This is a genomic window from Ferranicluibacter rubi (assembly GCF_011603255.1).
GTDB lineage: Bacteria > Pseudomonadota > Alphaproteobacteria > Rhizobiales > Rhizobiaceae > Ferranicluibacter > Ferranicluibacter rubi.
This window is the reverse complement of record NZ_JAANCM010000002.1, coordinates 336058-348557: the sequence shown is the minus strand read 5'-3', so window position 1 is coordinate 348557 and position 12500 is coordinate 336058. Positions and strand designations below refer to the sequence as shown.

Genomic DNA, 12500 nt, shown 5'->3' with positions numbered 1-12500 from the left:
CATCAGCCGGAGACCGGCACGTATTTCCGCCAGTCATGCTCCTGGCTGAAACCAAGGACATCCCGGATCTTCTGGTTCGACAAGAGGCTCTCATAGGTTCCGAGTTCACGCGATACCGGCACATTCGGGAAGAAATCTCGAAGAAGATCCGCCGTCGGCGTGTTGGCGGACGTTGTATCGTTGGCAGCGTTGAACACCTGGAAACCAAGCCCGTCTTTCTCGATGCCGAGCTTGCAGATCTGGCCGAGATCGCGGGCGTCGATATAGCTCCAGGCGATGCGTTTACGGATGGTCGGATCGGCAAACCACGTCGGGAACATCCCATATTCATGGGGCTCAATGACGTTGCCGATGCGGATCGCGTAGATATCGATGCCGAAGCGCTCGGCAAAGGCCCGTGCCGTCTTTTCGTTCAGCACCTTGGACAGGCCGTAGCTGTCCATGGGGCTGACATCATCGTCCTCCTCCAGCGGGAACTTGCTAACGTCGCGATGCCCCTCGGCAAAGCAGATGCCGTAGGTCGTTTCGCTGGAGGCGACGAGGATCTTGCGGACGCCGAATTTCGCGGCGGCTTCGATGACGTTGTAGCTGCCGATCGTGTTGATGCGAAAGGTTTCGTTGTCCGGCTTGATCAGGATGCGCGGAATGGCCGCGAAATGCACCACGGCATCGTAGGGCTGCATGCCCCTGCCCTTACCGATCGGCGCGCGATCGAGATCGGGAATGTCGGCGTGCATGGACAATGCGTTGAAGACCTGCCCGCTATCCGTGATGTCGACGATGAGATTGGTGACGCCGGGGTGGTCGAGCGGCACGAGGTCGAGATTGTGAACCTCGTAGCCGGCGTCCAGCAGATACGGCACGACATGCCGGCCGGCCTTGCCGGCGCCGCCGGTAAACAGAATGCGTTTCTTCACGATTTATCCTCCAGAATGGCAAGGCGGATCTAACGCATTGACGGCGAAGAGCAAGCAGGAGGAGACAGACGCGTTCGAACATCTGCGCTTCCCGCTCTGAAACGAGAAAAGCGCCACCCGAAGGCGGCGCTTTCCATAACATCATCCGTTGAACGACGGCGCGGCTTAGAAATGCCGCGCCGTCGTCGTTCAGGATTACTCGACGATCGAAGCCACGATTCCGGCGCCGACGGTACGGCCGCCTTCGCGGATCGCGAAGCGCAGCTTTTCTTCCATCGCGATCGGAACGATCAGCTCGACGGCAACGGTGACGTTGTCGCCCGGCATGACCATTTCCGTGCCTTCCGGAAGCGTCACGATGCCCGTCACGTCCGTCGTGCGGAAGTAGAACTGCGGACGGTAGTTCGTGAAGAACGGCGTATGACGGCCGCCTTCTTCCTTCGTCAGGATGTAGGCTTCGGCCATGAACTTCTTGTGCGGCTTGACAGAGCCCGGCTTGCACAGGATCTGACCACGCTCGACGCCGTCACGGGTGACGCCGCGGACGAGAGCACCGATATTGTCGCCGGCCTGGCCCTGATCGAGCAGCTTGCGGAACATTTCGACGCCGGTGACGGTGGTCTTCGACGTCGCACGGATGCCGACGATCTCGACTTCTTCACCGACCTTGACGATGCCGCGCTCGACGCGACCGGTCACGACCGTACCACGACCCGAGATCGAGAACACGTCTTCGATCGGCATCAGGAACGGCATGTTGATCGGACGCTCAGGCGTCGGGATGTACGCATCGACAGCGGCCATCAGTTCGCGGATCGCGTCTTCGCCGATCTTCTTGTCCGAATCTTCCAGAGCGGCCAGAGCCGAGCCCTTGACGATCGGAATGTCGTCGCCGGGGAAGTCGTAGGACGACAGCAGTTCGCGAACTTCCAGCTCGACGAGCTCGAGAAGTTCGGCGTCATCGACCTGGTCGACCTTGTTGAGGAACACGACGATCGCGGGAACGCCGACCTGACGGGCCAGCAGGATGTGCTCGCGGGTCTGGGGCATCGGGCCATCGGCTGCCGAGCAGACGAGGATCGCGCCGTCCATCTGGGCCGCACCGGTGATCATGTTCTTGACGTAGTCGGCGTGGCCGGGGCAGTCGACGTGCGCGTAGTGGCGAGCCGGCGTCTCATATTCGACGTGTGCCGTCGAGATGGTGATGCCGCGGGCCTTTTCTTCCGGAGCGGCGTCGATCTGGTCGTACGCCTTGTATTCACCGAAATACTTCGTGATCGCTGCCGTCAGCGACGTCTTGCCATGGTCGACGTGACCGATCGTTCCGATGTTCACGTGCGGCTTGTTGCGTTCAAACTTGCTCTTTGCCATGGGTATGTTTTCCTGTGATCAATGAGATACGGCCCGGCAGGCCAGTATGCCGCCGGCCGGTTTGGGGAGGCGTTTAAGGGTTTCGAAAGAATTGCGCAAGGCCTATTTGCGCCTATGGAAATGGCCGGAAGATCCCCCATCGGGAACCGCCAACCGTCAGTCCCGCATGTGGGATGTGCACCGGTCGAATACAATGGAGGGGAGCCGCGCGGGAGGGCGCGATATCGCGCGCGCGCGCAAGGAAAAATAATGGACTTATTGGAGCGGGTAGCGGGAATCGAACCCGCGTATTCAGCTTGGAAGGCTGCTGCTCTACCATTGAGCTATACCCGCGGGGGTCTTGATCCGTGCGACAGAATGGTGGAGGGAGTTGGATTTGAACCAACGTAGGCTGAGCCAACGGATTTACAGTCCGTCCCCTTTAACCACTCGGGCATCCCTCCAGTATTCCGTCGGGATCAAGCGACCAGTGCGATCTTCGGAAGCGGCTGTTTGTGCCGCCCCTTGATCTGCGCCGGGTATATGACCGCCTCGTTTCCTCCTGTCAACACGACGTCACCAGTTTTTTCAAAAGTTGGAAATCTTCCACAGCCGATACCCGAAGCGTGCTGCCGATAGGTCGGGTGAGCTGCGGGAAAATGGTTTCCCTGCCAGCCCTTGCCCGATATACATTCGGCATGAGCAAAGATCCTTCCGGCGACAAGAGCGCCAAAGACACCCATTATGCAACGCTGCGCCGGGCGCATCGCGATCAGAAGCGCGAGCGCGGAGAAATTCCGACGCCGCCCGAAGATCGCCGGGGAAAAGGCGGCAAGGGAGAGTGGCAGGCGCCACCGCTTGCGCCGGATCAGGTCCAGCTTTATGGTATCCATACCGTCAGGGCAGCGCTGGCCAATCCCGAACGCAAGATCGTCAGCCTCTCGGCGACCCTGAACGCGCTCGTGCGCCTGGAGATCAAGAATACCGAGTCCCTGCCCTTCCCGGTGGAAATCGTCTCGCCGCAGGATCTCGACAAGATCCTCGGCCCCGACGCCATCCACCAGGGCGTCATGCTAGAAACAAAGCCCCTGCCCGTGCGCCGGCTTTCCGCACTGAAGGACAGCCCGCTGATCCTCGTCCTCGATCAGATCACCGATCCGCACAATGTCGGCGCCGTGCTGCGGTCGGCCGTGGCGTTCGATGCAGGTGCCGTCATCACCACCATGCGCCACAGCCCGACCGAATCGGGCGTCATGGCAAAATCCGCCTCCGGCGCCATGGAGCTGATCCCCTACATCCAGATCACCAATCTTGCGGAGGCACTCGAAGAGCTACACGGTATCGGCTTCCACTCGATCGGTCTTGATTCGGAAGGTCCCGCGCCGCTGGAAAGCACCTTCGTCGGCGACCGCGTCGCGCTCGTTCTCGGCGCCGAAGGAAAAGGGTTGCGCCAGAAGACACGTGACACCGTCTCGGCCCTCGCCCGCCTCGACATGCCAGGCGCCATCAAATCCCTCAACGTCTCCAACGCCGCCGCCATCGCCCTCTACGCCGCGCGCGCCCACCTGAAACGGTAGGCAAGCACGGCACCAGCAAACATTTCCCACTTTACACGCCGGAGGAATCTGCTAATTCCTCCGCAGCTGCCCTTATAGCTCAGTTGGTAGAGCACCTGATTTGTAATCAGGGGGTCCCGGGTTCGAGTCCTGGTGGGGGCACCAAAATTTCAGCCATCAGTATATTTTCTTACCCTGGCAGCCATCTGAAAACACGAGCGCCAAATTGCGAACGACTTTCCTTGATGTCTAGGCGCTCCCTACCGCACTCGACAGGTCCGCGCGATACTAGCGCGGCTAGTGAGATACATTTTTCATGAATGTTTTTAGAGGTGACCTGCGCAAGGTACAGGATCTCGACGCACGGGTCATTGATGTTGTTCGGCGGCGCACTCCGGCGGCGCAGAATGTGACGGTCACACAAGTGCAGGAAAGTTTCTCGATGGCCTACTGTACACGGTCGATTTTCAAATAACGGCCGGGGACGATACACGTGGCTTCACCAACCGAGTTTACGTAACTAAAAACACGATTGAGGCCTATGGGCACGACGAATTTCTGTTCCAAATTGTAGGAGCGCGTCACTCCAACAAATTTTATGACGTATTTGCCAACAGCGATGTGGTGTCGGGAGTTATCGCAGTCATCGTAACGGTCTTCGTCGTAGGCACCCTAGCTATCTCCTACTTTAAGGAGTCTGTAGGAGTAGTGCCGGACTGGATTACCAGCGGTTGGCTTTTGATCCTCGGCTTTTACTTCGGCAAGGCGTCGGGCAAGTCAGACAACTGATCTAGATAGCTGATTCGTAATTCTTCATAGCCTCTGCTACTGGCGTGCTTCCATCGAACTTCGCTACTAGACGAAACCGAAAGACAAAATCTATCCGCCACACGAAATAGCACTTGGTCTATAGCGGAGCGGATGGGGCAAAGTATTTTCGACCGGCAGACGGCTCACGATCCCGAAATATCCGGTCGCTGATCCCGTTCATGATAGCGCATCTTCCAGTGGATGATGTCGCTGTTTTGATGCAGGACGACGAGAAACCATGAGATGGAGACCGCACCGACGGTGACGGAAATCACTGTGGCGGCGATGTCATTGAACTCCTTTACCAGGCACTTGGCGTCGGCCTCGTAGTCCACTCCGCCATCCACCTCATATGCGAAGAACGTATCGTCCGGCGTTGCAACACCGAGCAAGGCGCGGCTGAGCTGATCCGCCACGACGAGCCGGGTCGATCTTGTCTCGGACTGGCCGTAAGCCTGAACCTGCTGGAAGCTCCAGCCGTAGGTGTCGATCGCGCCGCCGGCCTTCGGGTCCTTTCGCGAATAGGTGCGAAGCGTGACGGATGCCGTTCCTTTCGCGATATCGCCGACCATGGCAACGGCTTTCGGCCAATCCACTGTGCGCAGGAACATGCCTTCTCCATCTTTCAGCGTGTGCCGCAGGAAACCTCGCGGCATGGATGTTCAAGGTAACGCACTCCCTGCAAAATCATAGATGCTCTCACTCGACCCGCCGTCATACCCACGTGCCTGCGCCTACACACAAGCTTCGCTTCAGCATGGACAGGTAAGGCTCTGCCGACAATGGGAGAGACCTGTGGCTTCAGACGATATCTGGCGGATGGCGTGGACCATCGTTGCCGAGCACATGACGCGGGGCGAGACGGACCCGACGAAGATGGTCGCCGATGGCATTCAGCGGGAACGCGACAGCTGGCATCGCGCCAGACAAAATACGGTCTCAATTTGCGGCGAGGAAGCACGGCATGAAGAATGCCTCGTTGATCGCCACCGCCTTAGTGGCAACCGCAGCAATTAGTTATGTCGTCTTTCGGTTCGCGTTGGCGCTGGCATAGTCTCGCTTTGAGGGACAGCAGCGTAGCGCTTGCCCGACGTGTCGTGCCTCACGTCGGCAGGTCACATTGCCTGGAACGTTGTGGGGATGTTCTCGTTAGCGTCGGAACGCTTAAAGGAGACACCCATGTCCGACGCCAGAAGACCGACGCCGCCTCATCCCGAACAGCAGCAGGCCCCTCCCGGGCTGACGCGACTGATGGATCCTTTGCCGGATCACGGGGAGAAGACCTACAAAGGCAATCATCTCCTCGAGGGCAAAGTGGCCCTGATCACCGGTGGTGATTCGGGCATCGGGCGGGCCGTGGCCATCGCCTATGCCCGGGAAGGTGCCGATATCGTCATTTCGTATCTGAACGAGGATGAGGATGCGGAGGAAACGGCAAAGTGGGTCCGTGAAGCCGGCCGCAAATGCGTCGTGGTGCGCGGCGACATCCAGTCGGAAGATCACTGCATCTCGCTGGTCGAGAAAACCGTTGGGGAACTGGGCCGCATCGATATCCTCGTGAACAACGCCGCCTTCCAGCGGACCTATGCGGATATCGCTGACATTACCGCGCAGGAATGGGACACCACCTTCCGGACCAATATCTACGCGTCGTTCTTCCTTTCGAAGGCCGCCGCACCGCACATGAAGCCGGGAAGCGCGATCGTCAATACGACGTCGATCCAGTCGAGGCAGCCTTCGCCGCAGCTTCTAGCCTATGCGTCCACCAAGGGCGCGATCTCCAATTTCACGGCGGGCCTCGCCGAGATGCTGGCAGAAAAGGGCATTCGTGTGAATGCCGTTGCGCCCGGGCCGATCTGGACGCCCCTCATTCCATCAACCATGCCGGCGGAGAAGGCGGCAGAGTTCGGCAAGCAGACGCTGCTCGGCCGCGCGGGACAGCCAGCCGAACTCGCGGGCGCTTATGTGTTGCTCGCATCGGATCTCGGCAGCTACATGACCGGTGCCGTGGTGCCGGTGACCGGCGGCGAGATCATGATATAAGCGGTCCCGTCACGCCCGGTTTCCCTGACGATGCGACCGGGTTCGTCGCATTGTCTTCGGACCCTCGCGTCAACACCGTACGCTCCGAAAGCGTGCGGTGTCTTTGTTTCTGCGCATGGGTGGAGACTGAAGCGGTCCGTAAGCTCCTTCCGAATCCCTTCCCATATGACGTCCTTTCTTTTCGCTATCCCTTTCATACTGTGGGATTTTATGCATGATGGCCCTCGGCCGGCGTCGGCCCCGGTCGCCCTTGGCGGCTTGTCCAGGCAATGGCAAGGCACATCATGCTCCGCACCTTCGAGACGATCGCCTTTGCTCCATCCCAGACGGAAGAAGCGCAGAAAGCGGCGGCTGAACTGACGGCCATCTACGGCAATGCCGATCCGGAAGCGGCCGACGTCATCGTCGCCCTTGGTGGTGACGGGTTCATGCTGCAGACGCTTCATAAGACGATGAACTCCGGCAAGCTGGTCTACGGTATGAACCGCGGCTCGGTGGGTTTCCTGATGAATCGCTACAGCACCGAGAACCTGCGCGAACGGCTGGAAAATGCCGTGGAGAACGCCTTCCGGCCACTGGAGATGCAGACGCGCGACAGCGAGGGGCAGACCTTCAGTGCGCTCGCGATCAACGAGGTCTACCTCTTCCGGCAGTCCTATCAGGCCGCCAAACTGAAGATCACGGTCGATGGGCGCGTGCGGCTGGAAGAGTTGATCTGCGACGGCATCCTCCTCTCCACACCCGCCGGATCGACCGCCTACAATCTGTCCGCCCACGGCCCGATCCTGCCGCTCGAAGCACCGCTTCTCGCCCTGACGCCGGTCAGTCCCTTTCGGCCTCGCCGATGGCGTGGCGCCCTGTTGCCTAACAAGGTCACGGTGGAAATCGAGATCCTTGAGACGGACAAGCGGCCGGTCAACGCGGTGGCCGATCATGTCGAAGTGAAATCCGTCGTCTCCGTGCGCATTGCCGAATCCGAGGAGATGACGGCGCGAATCCTGTCGGACCCGGATTATTCGTGGTCCGATCGCATCCTCGCGGAGCAATTTTCCAACTGATTCGATTTGAGATGAATTTTATGGCAGGCTTACGCAACCGAGTGGAATCGCCTGCGGGACGAGGTCGTCTGATGATGCGTATAGTTTGGATTGCCATGCTCGCCGGGACGGTGGCCTTCTGTCCGGTGGCCGTTCAGGCGGATGACGTGCTGCCCGCGAACGTCACCTTCGTGACAAGCTCCGGGTTCTGGGAGGACAGCGGCGATCCATCCGCCGTTCTCGATCCGCAGGGCAAGGCATCGACCACGCTCGCACCTGCAAGCACTGCGCAGAAGGGCTATTACAAGCTGATCGCCCTCCGCCAGCCCGACGGTACAGCCCATATCGTGCTGCAACAGATCGCGCTCGAACCGGCCGGACCGAAGATCGTGTCGTCGGCCGAACTGGACGAGTTTTCGAAAATGAAGGCGTTCGTGACCGACATCCGGCCGGAAACATCCGACGGCGTGACGCAGCAGCCGGGACTGTTTGCCACCGTCTATCTGCGCACGAACCCCGCGGCGAGCGATATCGAGACCTGGACGGTGCTGATCGATGAACTCGGCGACATCCGCATCGAGCGCGAATCGAACTAGTCCACAGCAAAGCAGACAGCGTGTCGCAGTCCGCCAAGAAAAGAGCGGCCGCGCTTTCACGCGGCCGCCGGTATCAGTTCAGATCGTCGACTGCCGCGTCGGCGCCGCCGTTCACGCGGTGTGCGAGCGCTGCTTCCATGAAGTCGTTCAGCTCGCCATCGAGCACGTCCGAGGGGGCCGTGCTTTCGACGCCGGTCCGAAGGTCCTTCACAAGCTGGTAGGGCTGAAGGACGTAGGAGCGGATCTGGTGGCCCCAGCCGATCTCCGTCTTGGACGCCGCTTCCGCATTAGCAGCCTCTTCACGCTTCTTCAGTTCCGACTCGTACAGACGGGCGCGCAGCATGTCCCAGGCCTTGGCCTTGTTCTTGTGCTGCGAGCGCTCCTGCTGGCACTGAACCACGATGCCCGAGGGCATGTGGGTGATGCGCACAGCCGAGTCGGTCGTGTTGACGTGCTGTCCACCGGCGCCGGACGACCGGTACGTGTCGATGCGGCAGTCGCTCTCGTTGATATCGATCTGGATCGAATCATCCACCACCGGGTAGACCCAGACGGAGGAGAACGAGGTGTGACGGCGGGCATTGCTGTCATAGGGCGAGATGCGCACGAGGCGGTGAACGCCCGATTCGGTCTTCATCCAGCCATAGGCGTTGTGACCCTTGACGAGAAGCGTTGCGGACTTGATGCCGGCTTCTTCCCCGTCATGGATTTCCATGAGTTCGACCTTGTAGCCCTGACGCTCCGCCCAGCGCGTGTACATGCGCAGAAGCATGTTCGCCCAGTCCTGGCTTTCGGTGCCACCGGCGCCGGAGTGGACTTCGAGATAGGTGTCGTTGCTGTCGGCCTCGCCGGACAGCATGGCCTCCACCTGACGGCGGGCCGCTTCGGTCCGCAGGCCTTTCAGCGTGTCCTCGGCATCGCGGATGATGTCGGCATCACCCTCTTCCTCGCCGAGTTCGATGAGTTCGATGCAGTCCTTCAGTTGCTGCTCGAAGGCGCGCACACTGTTGATGCCCTCGTCCAGGCCCTGGCGCTCGCGCATCAGCTTCTGTGCTTCCGCAGCATCGTTCCACAGGGTCGGATCTTCCGCCTTGTTGTTCAACCAGTCCAGTCGTCTTACCGCCTGATCCCAGTCAAAGATGCCTCCTCAGCAGGCTTACGGCCTGCTTGATCTCGTCGACGATATTCTCGATTTCGTTGCGCATTGTCTCTTTTTCTTGATCGTGCCGGATAACGTGCCCGTGAAATAGCGACGCCCGCCGCCGATGTAAAGGCAGCGGGCGCATCGCGATCCGGTGTTGGCTAGAACAGGCCGTTGGAGCCTGAGGTGACCGCCTGGTTGGCCTGCGGCGAGGTGCGCAGGATCTCTTCCGGCGGCACGTAGGCATCGGCGCCGCCGATGACCGAGAAGGTGGCCGCAGGGCCGGTGCCCGGCTTGAATGCCTCGATGATCGTATCCGGATCGCCTTCGGCTGCCGCCATGCCGGTCTTCCGGTTGACGGGCACCAGGCTCATGCCCTCGGGCGGGATGAACTTGGTGGGGCGGGTTCCGGCCAGGGCTGCCTGCATGAACTCGTTGAAGACCGGGGCCGCAAGGCTGCCGCCGGTGCCGCCGCGCCCGAGCGGGGCCGGATTGTCGAAGCCGAGATAGAGGCCGGCCACGAGATCCGGGGTATAGCCGACAAACCAGGCGTCCTTCTCGTCGTTGGTCGTGCCGGTCTTGCCGGCCACTGGACGATCGAGCGTGACCTTGCCGGCCGCGGTTCCCCGCTGAATGACGCCTTCCATCATGGATGTGATCTGATAGGCCGTCATCGGATCGAGTACCTGCTCGCGATTGTCGGTCAATGTCGGTTCGTCCTGCTCCTGCCAATCGGGGGCGTTGCAGGTTTCGCATGTCCGCTCTTCGTGGCGGAAAATGGTCTTGCCGTAGCGGTCCTGAATGCGGTCGATGAGAGACGGCTTGATCTGCTTGCCGCCATTGGCGAGGACCGAATAGGCCGAGACCATACGCATGACGGTGGTTTCACCGGAGCCGAGCGACATGGCGAGGACGGGGAGCATCTTGTCGTAGATGCCGAAGCGCTCGGCATATTCGGCAACGATCGGCATGCCGAGGTCGTTGGCAAGACGCACCGTCATCAGGTTGCGCGACTTTTCGATGCCGAGACGCAAGGTGGACGGGCCCGCCGAGCCGCCGCCATAGTTTTCGGGACGCCAGACCTGGCCGTTCTGGGCCAGTTCGAACGGAGCATCGAGAATGACGGATGCCGGCGTATAACCGGTGTCGAGCGCGGCCGCATAGACGAAGGGCTTGAAGGACGAACCCGGCTGGCGCATGGCCTGCGTCGCGCGGTTGAACTCGGATTGGCCATAGGAGAAGCCGCCGACCATGGCGAGCACGCGGCCGGTCTGCGGGTCCATGGCAACCAGGCCGCCCTGAACCTTCGGCGGCTGACGCAGGCGATATTCGCCATCCGTCTCCAGTGCCTCGACATAGACGACGTCGCCCGGGCCGACCACGCCTTCCGGCGAGCGCGCCGTGCGGCGATTGCCCTCGGACGAGCGATACGCCCACTGCATGTTCTTTGCCGAGATATGACCGGTGACGCGGTCGGGACCGACCTTGCCCGCGCCATCCTTGGAAGGCTGGATGCCGATCTCGGCACCCTTTTCATCGACCGCAAGCACGACGGCCAGCTTCCACTCGGGCACGTCGGAGAGCGCGTCGAGCTTGCCGAGGGCAACACCCCAATCGCCGCCGATCTCGATGCTCTTCAGCGGACCATGGAAACCCCGGCGCTCGTCATAGTTGACGAGACCGTCCTGCAGGGCCTTGCGGGCCTCCACCTGGATCTTCGGATCGAGCGAGGTGCGAACCGAGAGACCGCCTTCATACAGCGCATTGTCTCCATAGCGCTGGATGATCTGGCGACGGACTTCCTCGGCGAAATAGTCGGACGCAAAGAGGTGCGAGCCACCACGGCGCACGGAGACGCCAAGCGGCTGGGTCTTTGCCTCGTCGCCGTCCGCCCGCGTGACGTAACCGTTCTCGACCATCCGGTCGATGACCCAGTTGCGGCGCTCGAGCGCTGCGGCTTCATGACGGAAGGGATGGTAGTTCGACGGACCCTTCGGAAGGGCTGCGAGATAGGCCGTTTCGGCAATGGTCAGTTCGGTCACCGACTTGTCGAAATAGGTCAGAGCCGCGCCGGCGATGCCATAGGAGTTCAGGCCGAAAAAGATCTCGTTGAGGTACAGTTCGAGAATGCGGTCCTTCGAATAGGCCTGCTCGATGCGGAAAGAGAGGATCGCTTCCTTGATCTTGCGGTCAATCGTCTGGTCGGCGGAGAGAAGGAAGTTCTTGGCGACCTGTTGCGTGATGGTCGAGGCACCCACGGGGCGGCGGCCGGAGCCCATGTTCTGGACGTTGACGAGGATCGCACGGCCGAGACCCATGAGGTCGACGCCGGGATGTTGGTAGAAGTTCTTGTCTTCCGCCGAGATGAAGGCCGCTTTCACGCGGTCGGGGATGGCCTGGATCGGCAGGTAAAGGCGGCGCTCGCGGGCGTACTCGGCCATGAGCTCGCCATTGCCGGCGTGGACGCGTGTGGTGACAGGGGGCGCATAGCTGGCCAGCACCTCGTAGTCCGGCAGGTCCTTGTTGAGGTTGCCGAGATAGAGTGCCGCTGCCGCCGCTGCGATGAGGACGAGAAAGGCGCCGGCGCCGAAGAAGTATCCAATCAGTCTGATCATCGGTTGGCTACCGGTCCCTTCGTCGTCGCTATCAAATGAAAGGCAGCGATCCCGCCGCATCTTTCCGCATGTCGTCACCCGCAGCGTCGCGCCCTATGGGCTGCGATGTCGTCGCCGCAGAACTCAAGCTCGCCCCGCATCCCTGCGGACAAAAGGCAGCTGAACACCCAATCCGGATCGACATCGTGTCGATGCCGCCCGTTCCGGTCTATCGGCATCCGCCATTCGAGCAATTGATACCCGTCTGGCGATTCCCGGACCGTCGATTTCGGCTTGAGGGATAGCGACGGGAATGTGAGGAAAATAGGGCTCTTGATCCAGTTTAGCCCGTTCGGCGTGCGGATGCCACCGCGCCTGTGGCCCGGGCGACACGAAATAATGTAAGTCATCCTTAATTTTAAGGCCACTTCCGGTAGAGCATCCGCGTCCGGACGG

10 protein-coding genes and 3 tRNA genes are annotated in these 12500 nt (G+C 60.7%); 6 read left to right on the top strand and 7 right to left on the bottom strand.

The window, feature by feature from the left end; genetic code table 11:
• Nucleotides 1-2: 2 nt before the first annotated feature.
• The 4 genes from G8E10_RS05520 to G8E10_RS05505 all read right to left on the bottom strand — a co-directional run bounded on the left by G8E10_RS05520 (nucleotide 3) and on the right by G8E10_RS05505 (nucleotide 2731).
• A complete protein-coding gene (locus tag G8E10_RS05520; RefSeq protein WP_167127676.1) occupies nucleotides 3-917 on the bottom strand; it encodes an NAD-dependent epimerase/dehydratase family protein in 915 nt (304 codons plus the stop codon).
• Between the two features lie 195 nt (nucleotides 918-1112).
• Complete coding sequence (tuf, locus tag G8E10_RS05515) at nucleotides 1113-2288, bottom strand: elongation factor Tu (protein ID WP_092933380.1); 1176 nt, start codon at nucleotides 2286-2288, stop codon at nucleotides 1113-1115.
• 259 nt (nucleotides 2289-2547) lie between these two features.
• Nucleotides 2548-2621 (bottom strand) — tRNA-Gly (locus G8E10_RS05510).
• Between the two features lie 25 nt (nucleotides 2622-2646).
• Nucleotides 2647-2731: transfer RNA gene (locus G8E10_RS05505), tRNA-Tyr, on the bottom strand.
• Nucleotides 2732-2965: 234 nt separating this feature from the next.
• Between G8E10_RS05505 and G8E10_RS05500 the strand changes: the two genes are divergently transcribed.
• The gene (locus G8E10_RS05500; RefSeq protein WP_167127673.1) at nucleotides 2966-3844 is read left to right on the top strand and encodes a TrmH family RNA methyltransferase; all 879 of its coding nucleotides are present in this window, start codon (nucleotides 2966-2968) and stop codon (nucleotides 3842-3844) included.
• Nucleotides 3845-3912: 68 nt separating this feature from the next.
• A tRNA-Thr gene (locus G8E10_RS05495) sits at nucleotides 3913-3988 on the top strand.
• A 788-nt stretch (nucleotides 3989-4776) separates the two neighbouring features.
• Here the strand turns inward: G8E10_RS05495 and G8E10_RS05490 are convergent.
• Entirely contained in the window at nucleotides 4777-5244 is a 468-nt protein-coding gene (locus tag G8E10_RS05490; RefSeq protein ID WP_167127670.1) for a hypothetical protein, read from the bottom strand.
• 184 nt (nucleotides 5245-5428) lie between these two features.
• Between G8E10_RS05490 and G8E10_RS05485 the strand changes: the two genes are divergently transcribed.
• The 4 genes from G8E10_RS05485 to G8E10_RS05470 all read left to right on the top strand — a co-directional run bounded on the left by G8E10_RS05485 (nucleotide 5429) and on the right by G8E10_RS05470 (nucleotide 8309).
• The gene (locus G8E10_RS05485) at nucleotides 5429-5650 is read left to right on the top strand and encodes a hypothetical protein (RefSeq protein ID WP_132447106.1); all 222 of its coding nucleotides are present in this window, start codon (nucleotides 5429-5431) and stop codon (nucleotides 5648-5650) included.
• A gap of 162 nt (nucleotides 5651-5812) precedes the next feature.
• Nucleotides 5813-6676 carry an SDR family oxidoreductase gene (locus G8E10_RS05480; RefSeq protein WP_167127667.1) on the top strand — a complete coding sequence of 288 codons (864 nt, stop codon included), beginning with the start codon at nucleotides 5813-5815 and terminating at the stop codon, nucleotides 6674-6676.
• A 284-nt stretch (nucleotides 6677-6960) separates the two neighbouring features.
• Nucleotides 6961-7734 (top strand): NAD kinase, encoded by a 774-nt coding sequence (locus G8E10_RS05475; RefSeq protein ID WP_132663423.1) that lies wholly within the window; start codon nucleotides 6961-6963, stop codon nucleotides 7732-7734.
• A gap of 71 nt (nucleotides 7735-7805) precedes the next feature.
• Complete coding sequence (locus G8E10_RS05470) at nucleotides 7806-8309, top strand: hypothetical protein (protein ID WP_167127664.1); 504 nt, start codon at nucleotides 7806-7808, stop codon at nucleotides 8307-8309.
• Nucleotides 8310-8382: 73 nt separating this feature from the next.
• On the opposite strand, the gene prfB is transcribed toward G8E10_RS05470, so the two are convergent.
• Nucleotides 8383-9514 (bottom strand): peptide chain release factor 2 gene (prfB, locus tag G8E10_RS05465; RefSeq protein ID WP_165910660.1). Its coding sequence is split into 2 segments (ribosomal slippage): nucleotides 8383-9444 and nucleotides 9446-9514, totalling 1131 coding nucleotides; the frame shifts between segments, so codons are not numbered across the junction.
• 97 nt (nucleotides 9515-9611) lie between these two features.
• Nucleotides 9612-12065 (bottom strand): penicillin-binding protein 1A, encoded by a 2454-nt coding sequence (locus tag G8E10_RS05460; RefSeq protein ID WP_110726293.1) that lies wholly within the window; start codon nucleotides 12063-12065, stop codon nucleotides 9612-9614.
• Nucleotides 12066-12500: the final 435 nt, after the last annotated feature.